Source organism: Streptomyces sp. ICN903, from assembly GCF_022015835.1.
GTDB classification, from domain to species: domain Bacteria; phylum Actinomycetota; class Actinomycetes; order Streptomycetales; family Streptomycetaceae; genus Streptomyces; species Streptomyces fenghuangensis.
Window position 1 is genome coordinate 1 of record NZ_JAKMAY010000078.1, and the last position, 20,965, is coordinate 20,965.

A 20,965-nucleotide genomic window follows, 5' to 3' on the forward strand; every position below is an offset into this window, starting at 1 on the left:
CCCCACCCCGCCGAGCGCCTCCACCGCCCGCTCCTACCTCGCCTCGCTGACGGTCCGCGCCGAGGGCTCGTCGGACGGCTACAGCCGCGACAAGTTCCCGCACTGGATCACCCAGAGCGGCACCTGCAACACCCGTGAGGTCGTCCTCGAGCGCGACGGCACGAGCGTGGTGCAGGACAGCAGCTGCAGGGCCACCAGCGGCCGCTGGTACTCGCCCTACGACGGCGCCACCTGGTACGCGGCCTCCGACGTGGACATCGACCACGTCGTGCCGCTGGCCGAGGCCTGGCGCTCGGGCGCGAACTCCTGGACCACCTCCAAGCGGCAGTCGTTCGCCAACAACCTGTCCATCGCGCAGCTCATCGCGGTGACCGACAACGTCAACCAGTCCAAGGGCGACAAGGACCCCGCGGAGTGGATGCCGCCGCGCTCCGCCTACCACTGCACCTACGCCCGGATGTGGGTCTGGGTGAAGTACAGCTACGGCCTGTCCGTGGACTCCGCCGAGAAGAGCAGGCTCGGCAGCGTGCTGAGCGGCTGCTGACCGGGCGCGGCGCCCCTGGCCTCCGGTCGCGGCCGGAACCCGCGGCGGGAAGACGGCGAAGACGGCGGGGCCCGGCCGGACGAACGCCTCGGCCGGGCCCCGCCCGAATCCGCCGCCCCTACCTCCTGGGCTCCGGGTCGAGCGACACCGTGACGCAGGCCAGCCGCCTGCCCGCGTCACCGGCGTGCCCGGGGTCGTGCCGCGTGCGGTGCTCGTGGATCACCACGGACCGCGCCTCGCCGGCGCGGAAGCGCCACATGTGGCTGGACAGCGCCCTGCCCTCGCCGTGCTCGTCGGTCGTGAAGTCCAGCCAGACCTCGTTCTCGGGGTTGGCGTGGCGGGGACCGGTGGACGAGCCGCGCGGGGCGGGGACGTTGCGGTAGTGCGGGCCGGAGTCACCGGGCCGGGCGCCGCACGGCCCGGTGTGGACGTGCGCCCCGTAGCCGCGGCCCTCGGGCAGCCCCCGCACACCCAGCGCGACCGTCATCCCCCGGCGGCTGTCGTAACGGGCCACCGAGACCCCGGCTCCGACGGGGACGAGGGCCCGGTCGTACGTCACCGCGGCCGGCGCGTCGGACTTCCCCGGTGGGGCGAACTCCGCGCCCGTCCACGCCACCCGGTGCCTGCCCCCGATCCCGAAACCGCCGATGCCGACGTCCGCGACCGACTCGACGGCGCCGAGGAGTTCCGCCGTCCCGACCGGTTCGGCCGCTCCCGCGCCGCCCGCCGGTCCCGCGGCGGTCAGCAGCGCCGCCGCCGCGGCCGTCGCGACGGCCGCGGCCACCGTCCTGCGCGCGGCCTCGCCCGCCGTCCTGTGCGCCGCCCTGTCCGCCGGTTTCCTGCCCCTGAGCATGTCGGCCCCTCCTGCTCGGTTCGTCGTGTCGTTCCGTACGGCCGCCCATGCTCCGCCGACTCCGGCCGGACGGTGGGGAGATGACGTGCCGCGGCACCCCAGCTGATCCTCACGGGTGACGCGGGCGTACGCTGATCGGCGGTAGGCCGCCCCGCGGCAGGGGCCGCACCGGGGAGTGAACGTGCAGGAAACGCTGGGGGAGTTGATCTACGCCCCCTGGATCTATGTGCTCATAGCGCTGTCGGTGCTGCTCGACGTCTTCCTCCCCTTCCTGCCCAGCGGCGTCATCGTGATCGCGGCGGCGGCCACCGCCGCGGGCGCGACGGCCGCGGGCACGGCGGCCGCGGGCACGGCGGCCGGCGCCGCCGCGATCGCCGCACCCGCCCCGGACGCCCCGCTCCCGACCGTGTGCGCGCTGGTGCTGTGCGCGGCCGCGGCGTCGGTCCTGGGCGATCTGGCGGTGTACCGGCTGGCCCGGCGCGGCAGCGACCGTTTCGCCCGGACCATCGCCCGTTCACGTCAACTGGCCGGCGCCCGGAAGCGGTTGGGCCACGCGCTGGCGCGCGGCGGGGGCCCTCTGGTCGTCCTCGCCCGGTTCGCTCCGGGCGGGCGCTCGGTGATGAGCCTGGTCGCCGGCGTGGAGCAGCGGCGCACCAGGGAGTTCCTGCCGTGGTCGGCCCTGGCGGGCCTGGCCTGGGCCGGGTACGGCGTCGGCGCCGGCTATGTGGGCGGGCAGTGGCTCGGGGCGACGTGGCTGGGGGCCGCGGTCTCGGTGCTGGCCCTCTTCGGCGCGGGCGCCCTGGCGGCCTTCCTGGTACGGCGCAGACCGGTGCCGGTGGCGCGGGCCTCCTGACCCCCTCCTGAGCGGCCGCCCGCGCCGGGGGTGGTGCCGCAACGCGGGCCGCAACACCGCGTGCCGCCGCCTTCCGTTCGGAAGCGCGGCGCACGGCGTTGCGGCCCGCGTCGCGGGCCCGCCCTCAGGGCTTGCGGGCGACGGCGGCGTAGAGGGACACCTCGGCGTCCGAGGCGTCCGCGAGCGGCTGGTCCGGCTCCGGCCGCCAGCGGTGCGGCACGGTCAGGCCGGGCTCGACGAACTCCAGCCCGTCGAAGAACCGCAGGATCTCCTCGCGCGTCCGGGCCTTGGCCGAGGCCGCGGAGCCGGACATGGAGAGGCTGTTCAGGCGCTCCCAGGTCTCGGGGTCGAGGTCGGGGGTGCAGTGGGTGAGGGTGAGGTAGCTGCCCGACGGCATCGCGTCCACCAGCCGCGCGACGATCTCGTGCGGCCTGCTCTCGTCGCTGATGTAGTGGAGCAGCGCGTTGAGGGAGAGCCCGACCGGCCGGCTCAGGTCCAGGACCTCGTGGAGTTCGGGGTGGTTCAGGACCGAGTCGGGGTCGGTCGCGTCCGCGTGCAGGTACGCGGTGCGGCCCTCGGGGGTGCTGCGCAGCAGCGCCTGCGCGTAGCGCAGCACGATGGGGTCGTTGTCGGCGTAGACGACCCGGGCCTCGGGTGCGATGGCCTGGACGACCTGGTGCAGGTTGGGCTCGGTGGGTATGCCGGTGCCGATGTCCAGGAACTGCCGGATGCCCGCCTCGCGCACCAGCCACCGGGAAGCCCGGTGCATGAAGGCGCGGTTGACTCGGGCTCCGGTGCGCACTCCCGGCCAGAAGGAGATGACCGCCTCGGCGCCCTGGATGTCGGCCTCGTAGTTGGTCTTCCCTCCGAGGAAGTAGTCGTACATGCGCGCCGAGTGCGGTCTGCTGGTGTCGATGTCGTCGGCGGAGAAGCCCTGGGCGGTCATCTGGTCTCCCGTGGGGGGTGGTCGTGGTCGGTGGTGGTGCGGTTCAGGCGAGCAGGAAGTCGGCTTCCCCGAGCTTGGCGCCCCGGATGAAGGACTCGATCTCCTGGTAGGTGTAGATCAGCGCGGGGCCGTCGGGGTCGCTGGACTGCCGCAGGGCCACCCGTCCGTCACCGAGCTTCATCGCTTCCACGCAGTTGCCGCCGTTGGTGCCGCTCCACGGCTTGTGCCAGCCCTCGGTCCCGAGTTCCTTGGCCGGCATCCCGTTGTAAATGTGACCCATCGGTCAGAACTCCTTGCGAATGTCACCGAGCAGCTCCTCGGTGTGTCGTACTGATACGGCCTGCGCGCCCATGCGGTCCAGGACCTCCAGGTAGGCGGCCGTGTCGGGGCGTTCGTCCAGATAGACGGCCCCTGTGAGGCTCTCGGTGTAGACGATGTCCGGCAGTTCCGGTATGTCGAAGCGGAACAGCTGGAAGGGCCCGAACATGCCCGGGTGCGGGCCCGCCCCGAACGTCAGGATCTGGAGGGTGACGTTCGGCAGCGCGGTCGCCTCCAGGAGCCGGTCGATCTGCGCCCGCATGACCTCAGGCCCCCCGACGGGCCGGTGAAGGACCGTTTCGTCAACCACGACCCACAGCCGCGGGGCGCCCGGCTTCGTGAGGAGCCGCTGCCGGCCCAGGCGCAGCGCGACCCGGCGTTCGAGCTCGTCCTCGGGCGCGTTGGGGAAGCCGGTGCGCAGCAGGGCGCGGGCGTAGTCCTCGGTCTGGAGCAGGCCGGGGACGCAGTGGGGCTCGTAGCCGCGGATGACGGAGGCGGATCCCTCCAGACTCACGTACAGGCCGAACCAGTCGGGCAGTACGTCACGGAAACGGTGCCACCATCCCGGTTTGCGCGACTCCTCCACCAGCGCCAGGAAGGAGTCGATCTCCTGCCGCTCGACGCCGTAGGTCTCCAGCAGCTTCTCCACGAACAGCGGTTTCAGGCCGACTTCGGCCTTCTCCATCCGCCGTACCGTCGCGGCGTTGACGCTGAGCGCGGCAGCGGCCTCCTCGAAGGAGCATCCGGCCTTTTCCCGCAGGTCGCGGAGTCGCAGACCGAGCACGATCCGCCCGACGGTCGCCACGTTCCCTCCCTCGAAACCCCTGGTCGGACAGTGAGTCTGACACACCGTCTATGACGTATGCAGCCTGCCTTGAATATTCTGCAATTTGCAAGACGCCTCTTGCCTTCTGCCTACCGCAGCGAGGATAGTGAGAGCCCCCACAGGCGGAAGTACGGAAAGGCGGACGGCCGTGGCGCTCTCCCCAGGCACGATGACGCTCCCGGCACCGGTCGGCGTGTGCCCAGACCTGCGCCAGGAGACATTCGAGCTGCCGGCCCAGCCCTTCTCCGTCGCCGACGCCCGCGACCGCGCCTTCGAGCGCCTGCTCCAGTGGGGCTTCGCCCCGGAGGTCTGCCACACGGCACGGCTGGTGGTCTCCGAACTGTTCACCAACGCCGTGCTGCACACGGACAGCGACCGCATCGGCTGCCTGCTGTACGTCGCCGACAACCAGATACGCATCGAGGTGCGCGACCAGGGCAGCTACGCCAGCACCCCGGTGCTGTGCTCCCCCCGGGCCGACGAGGAGCGCGGCCGGGGACTACAGCTGATCGAATCGCTCACACAGGCCTGGGGGGTGGAGTCCGCAGGACTCGGACTGGGCCACATCGTGTGGGCCGTCATCCGGCCCTGAGCCGTCCGGAGCCGGATGACCGCAAGGGCCCGGGTCCCCTCCCGGCGAGGGGAGGAGACCCGGGCCCTGCAGACAAGGACCAGGCCCGAGCCGCGTGGGGGCGGCTCGGGCCTTCCCTCTGCCGGCCCTCCCCCGCCGGCCTCCGTCCCGCGGGCGCCCGGCGACCGGCTTCGGCCCAGGGCCCTTCCCACCGTTTCCTCTCCCTCGGCCGGGCTCCCGGCGCTACCTTCGGCGGTATGACGAACAGTGATCAGCCGTGGCTCGCCCCGACCGGCGCCTGCTGGTGCGGTTGCGGTACCCCGGTCGGCACCGGCTCCTTCTTCGCCCCCGGCCACGACAAGACGGCGGAGGCGGCGCTGCTCGCGGCCCGGTACGGCGGCTCCGTGGCGCGCCTGCTCCACCACCACGGCTTCGACTCCGGCCGCTCCGTCCTGGACGCGGCGGTCCGGGAGGGGCACTGGGACAGGTGCACCTGCGGCTACACGGGAGCACCGGCCAGTATCGACAACCACCGCAGGAGGTGCGCCGGCTGAGCAGGCGCGCCGGGGCGGGGCGCGCCGCCGGTCAGCGCCCCCGCACCGCCTCGTGCGCCGCGTCCAGCGCGAGGTGCCACGGGTACTCCTCCGGGCGCCCCTGCCCCGGCGGGTTCGGCTCGAAGCCGCCGGGGCCGTACAGCACCCGTACGCCCTCTCCGCGCAGGACCTCCAGCGAACGCTCGAACTGCGGGTGCCGGGCGTAGGTGGAGTTCAGGCACGGCATCACCACCAGCGGGATGCGCTTGCCCATCGCCTCCGCGGCGAAGCCCACGACGAACGTCGAAGTGATGCCCAGCGCACAGGCGTTGACCGTGTGCAGGGTCGCCGGGGCCACCACCACGACATCCGTCCTGGGCCACGTCTCGGGCCTGCCGTAGGACCGGTAGGCGCTGCGCACCGGGTGGCCGGTCAGCTCCTCCAGCTCCGGCAGCCGGTCCTCCAGCCACTCCCGCGCGTTCGGCGTCAGCCCCAGGCACACCTCCCACCCCCGCGCCTGCGCTTCGCGGACCGCGCGGTCGATGTGGACGACGGGTGGGGAGGCGCAACCGAACAGGTACATGACTCGGTTCCTCATACTCCGCAGTTCACCACACCTGATCAGCGCGAACTCACTGGGACGGACGGCGGGTCGCGGGTACCGTTCAGATGCCGCGAGAAACGGAGGGACCCGGTATGCCCGCATCCGACGACGAGCACATCGGTAACCGGATCGCCGCCCAGCGCAAGCGCGCCGGACTCACACAGCAGGGGCTCGCCCAGCGCATCCCCTACTCCTACAGCCTTCTGCGCCACGTCGAGAGCGGCCACAAGAGCGCCTCGCCGCAGTTCGTGGCCGCCGTGGCCAGGGCGCTGCGCACCGATGTCGCCACCCTGACGGGGCAGTCCGCGCACCCTCCCCGGCCCGACCGCGTCGACGGCCTGGTCCGGCCCATCCGCGAGGCGCTCGACCTTTACGACCTGCCACCCGACCCCTGCGGCCCCGCCCTCCCCGCACCCGAACTGGTCGCGGCCGCCGACGCGCTGTGCCGAGACGTGCGCGGTGCCCGGCTGTACCAGGCGGCCGCCTGCCTGCCGGGCCTCCTGACGGATCTGACCGTCTCCTGCCGGGAGCACCCGAGCACCGAGCTGTGGCGCGCGCTGGCTTCGGCGTACCGCAGCGCGCACGACGTGACGACGAAGCTCGGCAGCTACGACCTGGCCGTCGTGGCGCTGGACCGGATGGGCTGGGCCGCCGAGCACGCCGGCGACCCGCTGCTCGGCGCGATCCGCCAGTACAAGCGGGCCCTGTCCTACCGCAGCCGGGACGCCGAACACCGCATCGGCCTGCGCATGGTGGCGGTCGGGCACGATCTGCTGCGCCAGACCGGACAGAGCACCGAGAGCCTGGCGGTGGCCGGGCAACTCCACCTGGGCGCGGCCGTGATCGCGGCCCGCGCGGGCGACGCGGCGGCCGTGGAGTCCCACCTCGCGCGGGCCGGGGAGATCGCCCGGCGCACCGGCGAGGTGGGAGCGGTGCACTGGCTGTCCTTCGGCCCGGCGAACGTCGGGACGCACGAGGTGTTCGCCCGGCTGGAGCTGTGCCAGTACGACGCGGCGCTGAGCGCGGCGCGCGCGGTGCGCCCGCCGCGCGGCTGGGCCGCCTCCCGGCGGGCCGCCCTGCTGGTGGACCGGGCCCGCGCGGAGATGGAGACCGGCCGGATCGAGGCGGCGCTGGCCTCGCTGGCGCAGGCGCGCACGCTGGCGCCCCAGCAGACCCGCTTCCACCCCCGGGTGCGGGAGACGGTGCGCGGCCTGCTGAACCTGCGGCGCAGGTCGCCGGACACCCTGACGCGAATGGCCGCGTGGGTCGGCGTCTGACGGCCCGTCAGCGCCTGTGACCGCACGCGGCGGCGTGCGAGGCCCGGTCGCGGACGCCGGGGCGTGTGCGCCCGCGCGCATACGCCGACGGCACCTGTCACCGAAGAGTGACAGTTGAGAGCCGGTCACGCCGCCACGCTGTGTTCCGCAAGCGACCGTGACAAGTCCGGGGGACCTCGTGCAGAGCACACCAGACGCCACCCCACCCGCGGCCCCGCCCGTGGCCGGTGAACCGCCCGGCCGGAGGCGGCCGTTCGGCCAGGCCGGCCCGGAGCGGACCGACCCGCCGGCCCCGGCGGCCGACGCCGATCCGCCGGAGGCGGCCGTACTGGTGGACTCCGCCGCCATCCAGCACACCATCGGCCGCGCCCTGGCCCACGGCAGCGCGCCCCTGCGCCACGGGGAACTGGTGGAGCTGGAGGCCCGGTTGCGCGACCACATCCGGCTGCTGCTGCCGATCGCGCGGGCCCGTGCCGCCGTCCTGCGCCCCAGCACCACCCAGTGGCTGCGCTACCGGGCACGGCTGGACTGGATCACCAACCAGGCCGGGCGGGAGCTGGACGACAAACCGCACTCCGCCCGTCAGCAGGTGAGGTCCCTCGCGCACGACTGCCGATGGCTGCTGCGGCAGACCCCCGAGTGGAACAGGAAGGCGACACCGTGACCATCTCCCCGCACTCCGCACCGGCCGGCACCGCCGTACAGCCCCCGCCGACCGGCTGGCTGGATCCGACCGGCCGCGTACCCGCCGTCCTGGCCGCCTGGGAGCACGGCGCGCTGGGCGAGGTGCCCGCCGGGATCGCCTGGGACGTGGTGCGCCTCCCGCTGCCCCTCGCCCGGGAGACGGTCCGCAGGATGCGGGCGGCGCGGGCCCCGCTCGGCCCCGTGCTGTCCACTCCGCTCGGCGCGGACTTCCTCGTCGCCCTGGGCTCGGCGGACGGCCTGGAGGTCGCCGGCATGTCCGTCCTGGGCCGCGGCACCCTGGTGCTGCTGCCGCACCCGGACGTCGCCGAACCGGATCCGGTCGGCAACCGGGGCTGGATCGTCCCGCCCTCGGACCGCGCGCCCGCATGGGGCCCCGACCTGCGTGACGCCTACGCCGAGGCCCGCGCCGCCGCGGCGGCCGAGGCCGCGGGAACGGCCGGTTGAGAGGGCCCTCACGCCGTACGCCCGGCTGAGCCCGCGCCGCGGACGCATGGGAAGCGGTCACCCGGATAGGCGTAACGGGTGAGCGATTACCAGGAGAGAGGCGTTCCCGCCGAGGCCGACGCGGTCCGGCCCGCGCCGCCGCGCGTACCCGCGGCGCCGCGGGCCCGGACGCTGACACCCCAGCCCCTGGAGCCGCGGCGGGACGGCGAGGGCAGCCTCGCCCATGTGGTGGAGACCCTCCTCGACAAGGGGCTGGTGCTCAACGCGGACATCATGGTGTCGGTGGCCGGCGTCGAACTCCTCGGCATCCGGCTGCGGGCGGCGCTGGCCTCCTTCGAGACCGCCGCGCGCTACGGGCTGGAGTTCCCCTCCGGCACCGATGTCGACACGGCCGCCTGGCGCGAGGCCCGCGAGGAGAAGGACAGCTGTCCCGAGTGCGGAAAGCGTTCTCCGGTGCACCAGTTGCTGGAGGACATGTGCCCGTGGTGCGGCTGGCGCAGCGCTCAGGCCCGGTTGGCACGGGGTCGCGCCGCCCCGCGCGCACTTGCCGACGACGGCGGCGGCTCGCACGACCGCGGAGGCCCGGAGGACGACCGCGGGGGCCCGGAGGACGGCGGCGGTCCGGGAGGCGACCAGGGCCCGGAAGGCGGCGGGGGCGGTGGCCGTGACGGCTGAACGCCCGCCGATGAAGCCCACCAGGGATCCGCGCGTGACGCTGGACGACCTGGTCGAGGTCCTGCTGAACAAGGGCGCCGTCCTCCACCTGGACCTCATCGTCTCGGTGGCCGACATCCCGCTGATCGGCGTCAGCCTGCGCGCCGCGATAGCGGGCATGGAGACCATGCTGGAGTACGGCATGCTGCGCCGGTGGGACGAGGACACCCGCGCCTGGGCCGAGCGCTCCACCGGGCGCCGTGAACTCGAACTGCTCGCCGGGGAGCGGCATGTCGTCCACATGCGCGGCGGCCACCTGCTGGAGGACGGCTTCCAGACCACCTGGCGCCCCGGCACCGTCCACCTCACCGACCGGCGGCTGGTCGTGATGCGCCGCGAGCCGCGCGAGGTGCTGTGGGAGACGGAGCTGTCGGCGGTGCGCGCGGTGCGGCCGGAGAGCGAGCGGAGCGTCGGCGGAGAGCAGCGCACCAGGCTGCGCGTCGCCCTGGTGGACGGACGTGAGGCCCTGCTGTCCTGCACCGAGCCGGAGAGGCTGCGCGCCCTGCTGGCGAGTACGTGCCCCGGCCCTCTGGAGACGTCCCCCGCCGATCCGGAACGGCGGGACGGCGAGGGGGCCGACGGCGGCCGGGCGATCCTCGAGGGCCACCTCTGGTACCACGAGCCGCGCCGCGACGGCCCGCTGTGGCGCGGCGGGCAGGGACGGCTCACCCCGGACGCACTGGTGTGGAAGTCGCCGCTGGACTCCCGCCCCGCCCTGGTCCTGCCCGCCGACGACATCACCGCCGTCCGCACCGCGCCCGGGCGCTCACCGGCCGGCGGGGGGACGGTGGTCACCGTGGAGACGGCCTCGCGGGGAGCGGTGACGCTCACGGCCGACGAACCGGGGCGCTGGGCCGGGGCACTGGACTCACTGCGCACCGCGGCGCCGCTGCCATCGGCCTGACGTGCGCACACCGCGCCCTCCGCGAGGCAGCGCGCAGGCGGCGGGCGGGCAGCGGCCGGGAAGAGAAGGACGGAGAAGAGCATGGCCATCACAGTCGACGAGAAGAGCCTCAAACAGGGGGTGCTCTCCCTGGTCGTCACCCTGGTCGAGGTGATCCAGGAGGCCCTGGAGCGGCAGGCACTGCGCCGGATGAACGGCGGCGACCTGACCGAGGAGGAACTCGAACGCCTGGGTGACGCCCTGCTGGAGCTGGACGAGGCCATCGAGGAGATCAAGTCCGACCACGGCATCACCGACTCCGTCGCGGATCTGCACCGGGGCCTGGACGAGGTGGTGGACGACGTGGTGGACAAACTGGTCAACCCCGCCCGCTGGGCCGAGGAGGCACGGCGGTGACGGAGCCGGCCCTGTACGTGTACGCGGTGGTCCCCGACCGGCCCGGCGCCGCCGACGGCGTCACCGGGATCGACGAACGCCCCCTGCGCCTGCTTGCCGCCCCGGGCACGGGACTGGCCGCACTGGTCCACGACGCGGAACCGGCCCCCTACCAGGGCACGGACGAGGACGTACGGCGCCGGGTGGCCGAGCAGGACCGGGCGGTGGTGGCCGTGTGGGAGCGCACCGGCTCGCTCCTGCCGATGACGTTCAACGTCCTGGTCGCCCCCGATCCCTCGCCGCGGGACCCCCGCACCGCCGAGGAGCGCCTGCGCGACTGGCTCACCTCCCGTGCGGCCGGGCTCCGCTCCCGGCTGGAGACGCTGGAGGGCCGGGCGGAGCTGCGGGTGGAGATCACCGTCGACCGCGCGGAGGCCGCCCGCGACGACGAACGCGCCCGCGCCCTGGAGGCGGAGATGGCGAGCCGCTCCCCCGGGCTGCGCCGTCTGCTGGCCAAGCAGCTCGAACAGCTGCGCCGGGAGTCCTCCGAGCGCCTGGCCGACGTCCTCCACGCGGATGTGCGCCGCAGACTGCTGGCCGTGGCCGAGGACCTGCGGGAGCGGTCGCGCAGCGTGCGCGACCCGGGCGAGGCGGACGTCCTCTCGGCGGCCCTGCTGGCGCGCACGGAAGACATCGAGGCGGTCGGCGCCGTACTGGCCGCCTTCCGGGACGAACAGCCCGCCGCCCGCATCCGCTTCCTCGGCCCCTGGCCGCCCTACACCTTCGCCGACCTCCCCGACGGCCCCCGCGAGCCCGCCGCCCCGGAACGGGGGCACACCCCGGAGTGGGGGCACGCCCCGGAACGGAACTAAGCGGCCTCGTTCGGGTTCCGTCCGGTCCTTACATGCCGAACTCCGCCGCGGAGAGCCCCAGTGCGGCGCAGGCCTCCCGCACGGCCTGCTGCTCGGACTGGTCGATGTGGCCGTCGGCGCCGGCGATGACGATGCCGGTCTGGACGACGGCCCTGGCCTCCGCCGGCTTCTTGGCGGCCTTGGCGATCTCCTGCAGCGCCTCCGCCCGGCCCGCCTGGAAGTCGGCCGTGAGCCGGTCCACATGGCGGTTGAACCGCTGGCGCAGCTGCTCGGGCGGGAAGTTCCGCAGAACGTCGTTGTCGACGATCATCGACTCCATACGCTGCCGCTCCGACGGGTCCACATGCCCGTCGGCGGCGGCCACCAGCGCGCACATCGCCATGCTCGCGTCCCGGTACGCGCCGCTCTTCAACTCGGCCTTGGCCGAGGCGAGCTGGGACTTCAGCAGGCCCACCAGCTGGGCCTTCGTCCCTCCACCGGAGCCGGGGCCGGTTCCGGGGCCGGAGCCGGGGCCGGTTCCGGGGCCGGAGCCGTGGCCGGAGCCGTGGCCCTGGCCGGCCGCGCCCCGGCCGACGGCCCCCGGTCCTCCCACGCCCTGCCCGCCCCGGGACTGCTGGAGGTTCCTGGCCTGGTCCTTGAGCCGATCCCACATCGCCACTTGAGCCATCCCGTCCTCGGCCGCCGCCCGTCCTGTGCGGGCCGCAGTTCTTCGTTCACCGTCCGCCATCCCAACGTCCCCAGGGCCCTCCCGGGTTCCGGGTGCGGCCGGATCACCCTTTCGGGGCGGGGCGGGCCGGTCTCGCCGGCTCAGGAATCGAGCACGGCGGCGACGGCCTCGATCTCCACAAGCTGGTCGTCGTACCCGAGCACCGTCACTCCCATCAGGGTGCTGGGCACGTCGTGGTCCCCGAAGGCGTCACGGACGACCTCCCAGGCGGTCACCAGATCCTCCTGGCGGCTCGACGCCACCAGGACCCGCGTACTGATGACGTCCTCGATCGAGGCGCCCGCATCGGCGAGCGCGGTCCGCATGTTCTCCACCGCCTTCGCCGCCTGCCCGGCGTAGTCGCCCTTCGCCGCCGTGGACCCGTCCTCGTTCAGGGGGCACGCCCCGGCGAGGAAGACCAGCCGCGCCTCGGCGGGCGCGGTGGCCGCGTACGCGTACTCGGCGACGTCGGACAGGGAGCCGGAACGGATGAGGGTCACGGCACGGGGCACGGCGGTTCCTCTCGGCGTGTCTGCGGGTCTGCAAGGTCGCCAGCCTGCCACAGCCCACCGGGTCCGCTCCTCCGGATAAAAACGGGCGGGAACCGTGTCGCCGAACGCTCCGTCAGGCGGCCGACTCCTCCGACAGCGCGGCGAGCAGCCAGTCGTGGGCGGCACCGGGGGTCGGCTCCGGCGGGCCGGCCGGCGGCGCGGTCACCTCGGCGACGAGCTGCCAGTAGCGGTCGATGCGCGGATCGGCGGCGAGTTGGCTCCTGAGCCCGCGCCGGAAACCGGGGGTGTCGCGCGCGCCGCGTGAGCGGGCGTAGGCGGAGACGAAGCAGTCCAGCGCCTCGCCCCGGTGCGGCGGCCGTCCCGCCCGCATCGGCTGTGCCGCCAGCCCGTACGCCTCGACGAGGCCGCCGTAGAGCACCGCCGGGCGGTAGCCCTCCTCCGGCCGGTGCGCCGCGGGCTGACGCTGCCGGGCGGTGCCGGGGCAGGGGCCGGAGACGAAGGCGTGCAGCCGGGCGAAGGCCAGCACCTGGGCCGGGGTCGGGTCGTCCGGGGGCCGGGGGACGGCGTGTTCGAGGATCTCCGAGACCAGCCGGGCCGGAAGCCTCGGCGGCAGCCAGCCCCGCCAGAAACGCGCCAGCGCCGCCGTGCCGGGCGGGGCGGACACGGCACCGACCAGCCGCAGACGGTCGGCGCGCTCCTCGGCCGTGCAGTCCTGCAGCAGGTGGAGGGCGGCCTCCCGCCAGCGCAGGGCGGCCAGTTGCGCGCCGACGTCCCGCAGCCGGCCGGCCACGACGTCCTCCAGCGCGCCGTCCCGCTCCAGCGCCCGGCCCACCTCGGGGACCGGTACGCCGAGGGCCCGCAGCGAGCGGATCGTACGGAGCCGGTCGAGCGCCTCGGGGCCGTAGCGGCGGTGGCCCCCGGCGCTGCGGCCGGCTTCGGGCAGCAGTCCGCGGTCGGAGTAGAAGCGGACGGTCTTGACGGTGGTGCCCGCCCGCTCGGCGAGCTCCCCGATGCTCCACAGGCCGTCAGGGGACAAGGCTTGAACCTCCCTCAGGGGGAGTTCCTACCGTACCGGCGGGCGCGGGCGGCCCGCGCCCGAAAGGAACGGGGAGGAGCATCGCCATGACGGCTTTCGTGCTGGTGCCGGGCGCCCACACCGGCGGCTGGGTGTGGGAGGAGGTGGCCGGCCGGCTTCGGAAGTCGGGGGCCCAAGCCCACCCGGTGACACTCACCGGCATGGGCGGACCCGGCGATCCGGCGGGAGCGGGCACCGGCCTGGAGACGCACATCGACGACCTGGTGCGGCTGATCGACGGGCTGGACGCGCCTCGGGTGGTGCTCGTCGGACACTGCTACGGCATCCACCCGGCGCTGGGCGCGGCCGGGCGGCGTCCGGAGCGGATCGCCCGGATCGTCCACCTGGACACGGGCATCCCCCGTGACGGCGACCCGGCCCTCGCCCTCGTGCCCGACGGCACGGTCCGCGAACGGCTCCCGCACGCGGACGGGCGGGGCGGCGGGCACGGGGACGGGCTGCTCCCCCCGTCCTCCCCGGACGGCTGGCGGCGCTGGGGCAGCACCGCGGGTGTGCCCGAGGAGGCACTGGAGCGGCTGGCCCGCCTCGCCTCGCCCCAGCCCGCGGACACCCTCACCCAGCCGCTCCGGCTGGCCGAGTCCGTGTCGCGGATACCGGCGACCGGCGTCCTGTGCACCGCCAACGGGCCGGGCATCGCCGCGGTCGAGGCCATGGTGGGCCTGGGCGACCCACGCTTCCTGGCACTCACCGGCCCCCGGGTGGACTTCTTCGAACTCGCCACCGGGCACTGGCCGATGCTCTCCGCCCCCGGCGAACTGGCCGGCGTACTGCTGCGGGCCGCCGCGGGAGAGGGGCACCGGATCTCCCCGCCGCGGGACGAACGGCCCGCGCACCTGCGGCCGTTCATCGTGGACGTACCCGAGGCGCGCCGCGAGCGGACGGGACGGGTCGACCTCCACCTGCCCGAAGCGGACGGCCCCCGCCCCGCCGTGGTGTTCGTCCACGGCGGCCCGGTCCCGCCCGAGGCGCGTCCCACCCCCCGGGACTGGCCCGTCTTCACCGGCTACGCCCGGTACGCGGCGAACCTGGGCGCCGTCGGCGCGACGGTGGACCACCGGCTGCACGACATCGCCGACTACGGACGAGCCGCCGAGGACGTCCGCGAGGCCGTCCGCCTCGTACGGGCCGACCCGCGCGTGGACGGGGACCGGATCGCGCTGTGGTTCTTCTCCGGCGGCGGGCTGCTGTCGGCGGACTGGCTGGCCGCGCCCCCGCCGTGGCTGCGCTGCCTGGCGGCCACCTACCCCCTGCTCGTACCCCCGCCGGGCTGGCCGGTCGACGCCTCCCGCTTCCACCCCGCGACCGCGCTGCGCACCGCGGGACGGCTGCCGGTGGTGTTGACCCGGGTGGAGCTGGAACTCCCCGAACTCACCGCTACCGTCCAGGAGTTCCTGGCCGCGGCGGAGCACTGCGAGGCCGCCGTGGAGGTGATCGACGTACCCGGCGGCCACCACGGCTTCGAAACCGTCGACCACACCGAACCGGCCCGCCAGGCCGTGGACCGCGCGATGCGGTCCGTACTGGGACACCTGCGGAACTGACTTGCCACCAAACTCTGTTGGCGTACCCGGCGGAACCCGGTAACGTCGCCCGACGTGAACACCGGACCGGCGCCACGCCACACACGGATCGGCTGTCCGGTGGAGGGCTGACCGCACGGCGGGGGCGCGGAAGGCACCCCCACGTTTCGGCACGCGGACCTCCCCGCGCCCGTGCACCGCGAGTCCATCTCTCCGTGCCGAGCGACAGCGGGGTCAGCCAAGTGTCAGTCACCTTCAACCACACCATCATCGCCGCCAGGGACCGCAACGAGTCGGCCCGTTTCTTCCGGGAGCTCCTGGAACTGCCGGAAGCACCGTCCTGGGGCGTGTTCACCAACATCCAGCTCACCGACGGCGTGCTGCTGCAGTTCGCCGAGCCGCCGGTGGAGATCCAGATGCAGCACTACGCGTTCCTGGTCGACGACGACCTGTTCGACCGGGCGTACCGGCGGCTGTGCGAGCGCGGTATCGAGCACTGGGCCGATCCGCAGATGCGGCGCCCGGGCGAGACCAACACCGAGCACGGCGGTCGCGGGGTGTACTTCAAGGACCCCGCCGGCCACGCGATCGAGCTGATCACCCGGCCGTATCTGTAACCGGCCGAGCGCGGCCGGCCGAGGCCGCTGACGCCGGACGGTGACGCGCCGCCTGCCGCCGTCGAGTTCCCCCGTACGGCCCGGGGCCGTCCCCGGGCCGTACGGGCCGAGCCCACGGCCGCCGTCCGGCCGCTCCCCGGAGGCTGTCAGTACCGGGTGACAGGATGCCCTGCCATGACCGCACCGATCAGTGAGTCGTGGACGCGAATCGAGAACTGGCTGGCCGGGCACGCCCCGGCCACCCGTGCCGCGCTGGCGCCGCCCGCGGACCCGGCGGACATCGCCGAGCTCGAACGCCTCGTCGGCCGACCACTGCTGAGACCCCTGGTGCAGTCGCTGCTGCGGCACGACGGCCTCCTCGACCAGTGGTCCTGGCTGCTGCCGGGCTCCTACAGGCCGTTGAGCACACGCGAGACGGCGGCCCAGTGGCGTCTTCTCACCGGCTTCTACGACAGGTGCGCGACGGACGAGGAGGAAGAGGAGGAGGTCTACCACTTCATGGAGCTCGGATTCAGCAGCGCCCTGTACGGGCATCCGCGGTTGATTCCCATCGCGCGGGACATCCGCGGAGGCTGCCTCGTACTGGACCACCGTCCCGAGACCGACCGGGGGCGCGTCCACGAAGTCGAGGCCGTGGAAGGCGTCATGCGCGGATCGCACGAGATGTGGACGTCCCTGCCGGTGCTCATGGAACGGATCGCCACATCCCTCGAGACCGGCGAGCCCCTCGACGGCTACACACCCGTGGTGGACGAGGAGCACAGGCTCTCCTGGGACTTCACGCCACTGCGGTGACTGGGCCTCTCAGCCCACCCCCGGTCCGCCCCGAGCCGGGCTCTGCAGGGCGCACACCCCGACAGCGAGGCACGGCCTCGGCACTGCGGCCGGACGCTCAGGTACTGACGGGCAGTTCTCTGGCCCGCTGACGGGCCCGGGCGCGTATCTCGGTGAGGCGGGTGTGGAAGCCGTTGTGCCGATTCTGGTCGAGGTTCAAAGGTAGGTCGAGTCTGGTGATCAAGTCGGACTCCACCGTCCATGGCTCCGGGTGCTCCGCCCAGCACACGCGGGCGTGCTCCGCCATCCACCGGCTGAGCTCGGCCTCCCCTGCCTTGCCGAAAGTCATGCGCTTGCCGCTGCCAACTCGGCGCAACTCCAGGCCGAGCAGACAGCCCAGGGTGAACCGGAGCGTGGATCCGGCCGCGTTGCCCCGGAAGTGATATCGCACCCGCTTCCGAAGATTCTGGGTGCTCTTCCGGTTCGCCATGTACCGCGGAGCGATGCCCACGTAGAGAAGTCGCCCAGCAGACAGGTCTGGGAATGGAGCCTTCGTGAAGTGCCATCCGTACACGCCGGAAGCGGCGGGAACAGGGCTGGGACGTACCAGGACTTCGTCCGCCGACCAGAGTCGAGGCGGGCTGGTGAGTGCGGCAGCGTGCATGGGACCCCCCCGGGCCGACGACGTACGCAATCGCACGCTAGCCGAGACCAGTGACAGCGCACACAGCCTCGGAGCTCCCGATCTCCTGGGCCCCGGACAGCGCCGCAGTTCGGAACCCGTGTGCGTCGACCGGCTGCCCGCGCTGTTCCCACAAGTGCTTCTCGGTCCGCTGACGGGCCACGAACAGCCCCTTGTCCTGGCCCGAGGCGAAGGTTGAGAGCTCGTACGACATGAGGGCAGGATGAGCACGAGGCGCAGACGCCTACGGTGGACTGCTGGACACGGTGCCGTTGACCTGACCGGCCGAAACTTTTCTGGGGGATGGGAAACGTGGTACAGCGGGGTTACTGGCGGGAGTCCGATGGCTCTGCCATGAAGGCGATGGAAGCTCACGAGGTCTGGGCCGAGGAAGCCTATCCACTGCTCATCGATGTCGCACGCACATACCACTCGGTCATCACCTACAAGGAACTAGCGGAGAAGGTCCAGAAAACCTCCAAGATCCGCACCTCGGCCCTGCTTCACAACTGGATCGGGACTGTCCTCGGCATGGTCGTCCGTGAGGCGCACCGCCGTGGTGATCCACCGCTTACCGCTCTGGTGGTTCACAGCGACGACGGAATGGTGGGCGAGGGCTACAAGGAAGTTCTCCAAGTGGCGGGAGAGCCGCCGCTGGAAGACACACTCGAACGGGAACGCCACGCCGCCGAAGCGAGATTGAAGTGCTACCGCCGTTTCGGCGCGACACTTCCGCCCGACGGCGGCACCGCGGCGCTTGCTCCCCGGCTGCAGGCAGCCGTTGAGCGCCGCCGCGCACGTGAGAAGAACGCCCAACCTCCACGGGTCTGTCCCACCTGTTTCGTTCAGCTCCCTGCGACAGGGATCTGCGATTCGTGCGGTTGACTGCCGCGCCATGACGACCGAGCCGGTTCTCCCGCGAACTGCGAAGCGCATCTTCTGGCAGACAATCCGAAAAAACCTGTCGGGTGCCTGCGGGCCGCCGGGGACCGGTCTACGGAGAAGACTCGTGAATCTCCGCCTGTTCCCGCAACCGTTCAATTTTTTCCGGGCCCCGGTGGGCGCCCTGCTTCAGCAGTAGCTGGCGATAGTGGCCTTTCAGGTTCAAAGCCACACGAACGGACCCCACTCGCCCGGGCCCGGGAACTACAGCGCGAAAAAATCGCCTGACAGCTTGGCCTCCTGGGTCGCGTCCTCGGCCGAACCGTACGCTCACCGATGGCTCGACCGGTCGCGGGACCTGCAAAACGGGCCTCCACCATGCGGCGACAGCGCTGGAGGCCCTCCCTCTCGTCTTGGAGCGACCATGGATTACGTACGCATCCTGAAAGCAGCCGTGGTCACGGCCATCTCCACAGCGGCCGGCCACCTCACGATGAGCGCCGGGTTCGCGTGGGCCCGCGGTCAGGAACCGGACCACCCGGACGACTGGTCCGGCTTACCCGAATTCGGTGCCACCGTCCTCGCCACATGGATACTCATGCCCCTGGCGCTGTGGATCGGGATGCGCGTCCTCGGCGAACGGCGCACCTGGCTCCAGATCCTCCTCGGCACACCGCTGTGGGTCGGCGTCTCCTCGGTGTACATCGACGATGTCGACCGCCCGGGTGGGCTCATGCCCATACCGGTCCTGGTCGCATTCGTCCTGACAGGCACACTCCTCGGCGCCTACGACCTCGGTTCCGCCCACGACGACGAGGCGGGAACCGAACGGGCGTGAAGCCGCCCCGGAGGCGGTGACGGTGAGTCCCCGGCCGTCCGCGAGCCTGCGGGCTCCGACGGAAGAAATGGACGTGGAGGGCCGGTAGCCGTGCGGCGGCCCCATCACGGCCACTGGTACCGGGCGGTGACGCGGAAGACCCCCGGCCCTGGTGGGCCGGGGGTCTTCGTACCGGTGGGCGCAGACGGGTTCGAACCGCCGACATCTGCCTTGTAAGGGCAGCGCTCTACCGCTGAGCTATGCGCCCGGGGTGAGCCCACAGCGTACCGTGCCGCGCCGTGTGCGCCATAAACGCGGGAGGCGGGGGCTGTCCCCACCCCGGGTCCGGTGGGGCGCCGGACGCCGTCGGCGGGCTGAAGCTGGCCCTGGTGCGGGTGCCGGAGCGGGTGGAGGCGCGCGGGCGCAACGGGGACGTCACCGTCGAGGTGCCCCGCGCCGCGTACCGCGTGGACGCCGCGGCCGACAACGGCGGCACCCGGGTGGAAGTGCCGCGGGGCGGCGCGGGCGACCCCGCCGTGACCGCCCGCGCGGCCAATGGCGATGTGACCGTGCGCCCCGTGAGCCGGTGGGACCGGTCCTGAGGTGATCGCCCCGGTCGCCTCTCGTGTGTTCCCCCGGGCCGGGTGGGAGAATGGCAGCCGGGCCGGCGAGGGCGTAAGGGGAGAGGACACACGTGGCGGCGATGAACGGCGGCGGCGCACGCCGCTGGGGCTGGGGCGGCGGCGGGCGTGCCGAGAGCCGGCGTGCCGAGGCCCAGGCCGCGAAGGACGCGGCGGCCACCGCGTTCTACGAACTGGACACCGCGCAGCGGGATCTGCGGATCTCCATCGAGACCCTGGCGGCCGTCGACGACTCTCCGGCCTCGCGCCGGGCCGTGGAGGACTTCGCCGAGTTCGGGCGGCGGATCGACCAGGTCAGCCACGAGTACATCGCCACCGTGGACGCCCACGACCTGGAGCGCGACGACCTGGACGCCGACACCGCCTCGCGCGCCCGCCGGGCCATGGACGAGGCGCGGGAGGACCTGGAGCGTACCCGCGCGGACCTGGAGCGGTTCGGGCAGGGGCTCGGTCCGTTGCTGGAGAAGGCCGAGACGCAGCTCGCCCGGCTGGCGCCCGCCGTGGAGCGGGCCCGGCAGGCGCTGCTGGGCGCGACGAAGGCGCTGGACGCCGTACGCGCCGCCGGACTGCGGGCCGACGAGGCGGCGGCCCGGCTGGCCGCCCTCTCCCCCGAGCTGACCAGACTCAACGAGGGCGCCGCGCGCCACGGCGTGCGGGACACCCTCCAGCGGGCCGAGCGCGTGCTGCATGAGGCGGAGGGGGTGCGCAGGGAGGTCGAGCTGCTGCCGGAGCGGGCGGCCGAGACCGACCGGCGGCTGTCCTCCCTGCGCACCCGCGCCGAGGCGCTGCGGCACCGGGCGGAGAACGTCGGGCCGGTGCTGAGCGAGCTGCGGCGGCGGTTCACCGTCGCGTGCTGGGAGGATCTGCAGAACGTGCCGGATCAGGTGGCGGGCGCGGTGCGGCAGGCGGAGGAGAAGCTGGCCGAGGCGCGTACCGCCAGGCAGGAGCAGCGGTGGGCGGACGCCACCGCCCGGCTGTCGACGGTGCGGGCGCTGCTGAACGACGCGGACGAGGCGGTCTCGGCGGCCGGTGAGCGTCTGCGGCGGCTGAACGAGGTCTCCTTCGACCACAGCGGAGAGGTGGAGCGGACGCGCTTCGCCATCCGGGACGCCCAGCGGCTGGCGATGGCCGGGCGCAGCCATCCCGACCCCCGGCACGCGGGTCCGCTGGACGACTCGGTGGCGCGGCTGGAGCGGGCGGTGGCGGGGCTGTCCGGACGGCATCCGGACTGGTGGGGCTTCGTGACGGAGCTGGACGCCATCCGGGAGACGGTGGCGGACGTGGTGCGCCGGATACGCGAGGAGCGGGCGGCGGGCGGCTGAGCCCCCGCCCGGTCCCGCCCGGCCTTACGTACGCGGCCCGCTCCCGCCGTGGTGCCG

The 20,965-nt window shown here is 73.4% G+C and carries 27 protein-coding genes and 1 tRNA gene; 18 read left to right on the top strand and 10 right to left on the bottom strand.

Features of this window, described 5'->3' with window-relative positions; genetic code table 11:
• Positions 1 to 544, top strand: a 544-nt coding sequence (locus tag L7D48_RS10760; RefSeq protein WP_237878761.1) for an HNH endonuclease family protein, incomplete at its 5' end; no start/stop codon positions are given.
• A 118-nt stretch (positions 545 to 662) separates the two neighbouring features.
• Here L7D48_RS10760 and L7D48_RS10765 read toward each other — a convergent pair.
• Positions 663 to 1,397 carry a superoxide dismutase family protein gene (locus L7D48_RS10765; protein WP_237878762.1) on the bottom strand — a complete coding sequence of 245 codons (735 nt, stop codon included), beginning with the start codon at positions 1,395 to 1,397 and terminating at the stop codon, positions 663 to 665.
• A 181-nt stretch (positions 1,398 to 1,578) separates the two neighbouring features.
• Between L7D48_RS10765 and L7D48_RS10770 the strand changes: the two genes are divergently transcribed.
• Positions 1,579 to 2,250: a DedA family protein gene (locus L7D48_RS10770; protein WP_237878763.1), complete on the top strand. Its 672-nt coding sequence runs from the start codon at positions 1,579 to 1,581 to the stop codon at positions 2,248 to 2,250.
• A 124-nt stretch (positions 2,251 to 2,374) separates the two neighbouring features.
• Here the strand turns inward: L7D48_RS10770 and L7D48_RS10775 are convergent, their stop codons facing one another.
• From L7D48_RS10775 to L7D48_RS10785, 3 genes are read right to left on the bottom strand one after another with little or no spacing between them, the layout of a single operon-like run.
• Positions 2,375 to 3,196 (bottom strand): SAM-dependent methyltransferase, encoded by an 822-nt coding sequence (locus tag L7D48_RS10775; RefSeq protein ID WP_237878764.1) that lies wholly within the window; start codon positions 3,194 to 3,196, stop codon positions 2,375 to 2,377.
• A gap of 43 nt (positions 3,197 to 3,239) precedes the next feature.
• Complete coding sequence (locus L7D48_RS10780; protein WP_093654814.1) at positions 3,240 to 3,476, bottom strand: DUF397 domain-containing protein; 237 nt, start codon at positions 3,474 to 3,476, stop codon at positions 3,240 to 3,242.
• 3 nt (positions 3,477 to 3,479) lie between these two features.
• Complete coding sequence (locus L7D48_RS10785) at positions 3,480 to 4,319, bottom strand: helix-turn-helix transcriptional regulator (RefSeq protein WP_237878765.1); 840 nt, start codon at positions 4,317 to 4,319, stop codon at positions 3,480 to 3,482.
• A 169-nt stretch (positions 4,320 to 4,488) separates the two neighbouring features.
• On the opposite strand from L7D48_RS10785, the gene L7D48_RS10790 reads away from it, so the two are divergent.
• Both L7D48_RS10790 and L7D48_RS10795 read left to right on the top strand, forming a co-directional pair.
• Positions 4,489 to 4,932, top strand: coding sequence for an ATP-binding protein (locus L7D48_RS10790; RefSeq protein WP_237878766.1), 444 nt, complete (start codon positions 4,489 to 4,491; stop codon positions 4,930 to 4,932).
• 236 nt (positions 4,933 to 5,168) lie between these two features.
• Entirely contained in the window at positions 5,169 to 5,465 is a 297-nt protein-coding gene (locus L7D48_RS10795) for a hypothetical protein (protein WP_237878767.1), read from the top strand.
• Between the two features lie 31 nt (positions 5,466 to 5,496).
• Here L7D48_RS10795 and L7D48_RS10800 read toward each other — a convergent pair whose 3' ends face one another.
• Positions 5,497 to 6,027: a flavoprotein gene (locus tag L7D48_RS10800; protein ID WP_237878768.1), complete on the bottom strand. Its 531-nt coding sequence runs from the start codon at positions 6,025 to 6,027 to the stop codon at positions 5,497 to 5,499.
• Between the two features lie 113 nt (positions 6,028 to 6,140).
• Between L7D48_RS10800 and L7D48_RS10805 the strand changes: the two genes are divergently transcribed.
• The 7 genes from L7D48_RS10805 (at position 6,141) to L7D48_RS10835 (ending at position 11,339) form a co-directional block, all read left to right on the top strand.
• Entirely contained in the window at positions 6,141 to 7,325 is a 1,185-nt protein-coding gene (locus L7D48_RS10805; protein WP_237878769.1) for a helix-turn-helix domain-containing protein, read from the top strand.
• A gap of 178 nt (positions 7,326 to 7,503) precedes the next feature.
• Positions 7,504 to 7,989 carry a DUF6415 family natural product biosynthesis protein gene (locus L7D48_RS10810; protein WP_237878770.1) on the top strand — a complete coding sequence of 162 codons (486 nt, stop codon included), beginning with the start codon at positions 7,504 to 7,506 and terminating at the stop codon, positions 7,987 to 7,989.
• Positions 7,986 to 8,474: a hypothetical protein gene (locus L7D48_RS10815; RefSeq protein WP_237878771.1), complete on the top strand. Its 489-nt coding sequence runs from the start codon at positions 7,986 to 7,988 to the stop codon at positions 8,472 to 8,474. Before L7D48_RS10810 ends, L7D48_RS10815 begins: the two co-directional genes overlap by 4 nt.
• 78 nt (positions 8,475 to 8,552) lie before the next feature.
• Complete coding sequence (locus tag L7D48_RS29290; protein ID WP_308312274.1) at positions 8,553 to 9,149, top strand: gas vesicle protein; 597 nt, start codon at positions 8,553 to 8,555, stop codon at positions 9,147 to 9,149.
• A gap of 34 nt (positions 9,150 to 9,183) precedes the next feature.
• Complete coding sequence (locus tag L7D48_RS29295) at positions 9,184 to 10,092, top strand: gas vesicle protein (protein WP_308312275.1); 909 nt, start codon at positions 9,184 to 9,186, stop codon at positions 10,090 to 10,092.
• An 81-nt stretch (positions 10,093 to 10,173) separates the two neighbouring features.
• Positions 10,174 to 10,488, top strand: coding sequence for a gas vesicle protein K (locus tag L7D48_RS10830; RefSeq protein ID WP_093654800.1), 315 nt, complete (start codon positions 10,174 to 10,176; stop codon positions 10,486 to 10,488).
• Complete coding sequence (locus tag L7D48_RS10835; RefSeq protein ID WP_237878772.1) at positions 10,485 to 11,339, top strand: GvpL/GvpF family gas vesicle protein; 855 nt, start codon at positions 10,485 to 10,487, stop codon at positions 11,337 to 11,339. The genes L7D48_RS10830 and L7D48_RS10835 overlap by 4 nt, the downstream gene beginning before the upstream one ends.
• 28 nt (positions 11,340 to 11,367) lie before the next feature.
• Here the strand turns inward: L7D48_RS10835 and L7D48_RS10840 are convergent, their stop codons facing one another.
• From L7D48_RS10840 to L7D48_RS10850, 3 genes are all read right to left on the bottom strand, one after another.
• Entirely contained in the window at positions 11,368 to 11,997 is a 630-nt protein-coding gene (locus L7D48_RS10840; RefSeq protein ID WP_237878782.1) for a tellurite resistance TerB family protein, read from the bottom strand.
• Between the two features lie 149 nt (positions 11,998 to 12,146).
• Positions 12,147 to 12,557: a RidA family protein gene (locus L7D48_RS10845; protein ID WP_237878773.1), complete on the bottom strand. Its 411-nt coding sequence runs from the start codon at positions 12,555 to 12,557 to the stop codon at positions 12,147 to 12,149.
• Positions 12,558 to 12,669: 112 nt separating this feature from the next.
• The gene (locus L7D48_RS10850; protein ID WP_237878774.1) at positions 12,670 to 13,593 is read right to left on the bottom strand and encodes a MerR family transcriptional regulator; all 924 of its coding nucleotides are present in this window, start codon (positions 13,591 to 13,593) and stop codon (positions 12,670 to 12,672) included.
• Positions 13,594 to 13,679: 86 nt separating this feature from the next.
• Between L7D48_RS10850 and L7D48_RS10855 the strand changes: the two genes are divergently transcribed.
• The 3 genes from L7D48_RS10855 (at position 13,680) to L7D48_RS10865 (ending at position 16,585) form a co-directional block, all read left to right on the top strand.
• Entirely contained in the window at positions 13,680 to 15,194 is a 1,515-nt protein-coding gene (locus L7D48_RS10855) for an alpha/beta hydrolase (protein WP_237878775.1), read from the top strand.
• A 221-nt stretch (positions 15,195 to 15,415) separates the two neighbouring features.
• On the top strand, positions 15,416 to 15,790 hold the full coding sequence (locus tag L7D48_RS10860) for a VOC family protein (RefSeq protein ID WP_237878776.1): 375 nt from the start codon (positions 15,416 to 15,418) through the stop codon (positions 15,788 to 15,790).
• A 174-nt stretch (positions 15,791 to 15,964) separates the two neighbouring features.
• A complete protein-coding gene (locus tag L7D48_RS10865) occupies positions 15,965 to 16,585 on the top strand; it encodes an SMI1/KNR4 family protein (protein ID WP_237878777.1) in 621 nt (206 codons plus the stop codon).
• Between the two features lie 97 nt (positions 16,586 to 16,682).
• Here L7D48_RS10865 and L7D48_RS29560 read toward each other — a convergent pair whose 3' ends face one another.
• Positions 16,683 to 17,228 carry a GIY-YIG nuclease family protein gene (locus tag L7D48_RS29560; protein ID WP_374491923.1) on the bottom strand — a complete coding sequence of 182 codons (546 nt, stop codon included), beginning with the start codon at positions 17,226 to 17,228 and terminating at the stop codon, positions 16,683 to 16,685.
• Positions 17,229 to 17,600: 372 nt separating this feature from the next.
• On the opposite strand from L7D48_RS29560, the gene L7D48_RS10875 reads away from it, so the two are divergent.
• The gene (locus L7D48_RS10875; RefSeq protein ID WP_237878779.1) at positions 17,601 to 18,131 is read left to right on the top strand and encodes a hypothetical protein; all 531 of its coding nucleotides are present in this window, start codon (positions 17,601 to 17,603) and stop codon (positions 18,129 to 18,131) included.
• A 421-nt stretch (positions 18,132 to 18,552) separates the two neighbouring features.
• A complete protein-coding gene (locus L7D48_RS10880; protein WP_237878780.1) occupies positions 18,553 to 18,966 on the top strand; it encodes a hypothetical protein in 414 nt (137 codons plus the stop codon).
• 175 nt (positions 18,967 to 19,141) lie between these two features.
• Here the strand turns inward: L7D48_RS10880 and L7D48_RS10885 are convergent.
• Positions 19,142 to 19,213 (bottom strand) — tRNA-Val (locus L7D48_RS10885).
• A 31-nt stretch (positions 19,214 to 19,244) separates the two neighbouring features.
• On the opposite strand from L7D48_RS10885, the gene L7D48_RS10890 reads away from it, so the two are divergent.
• Both L7D48_RS10890 and L7D48_RS10895 read left to right on the top strand, forming a co-directional pair.
• Positions 19,245 to 19,547, top strand: coding sequence for a hypothetical protein (locus tag L7D48_RS10890; protein WP_237878781.1), 303 nt, complete (start codon positions 19,245 to 19,247; stop codon positions 19,545 to 19,547).
• Between the two features lie 101 nt (positions 19,548 to 19,648).
• Positions 19,649 to 20,908, top strand: coding sequence for a hypothetical protein (locus tag L7D48_RS10895; RefSeq protein WP_237878783.1), 1,260 nt, complete (start codon positions 19,649 to 19,651; stop codon positions 20,906 to 20,908).
• Positions 20,909 to 20,965 lie beyond the last annotated feature (57 nt).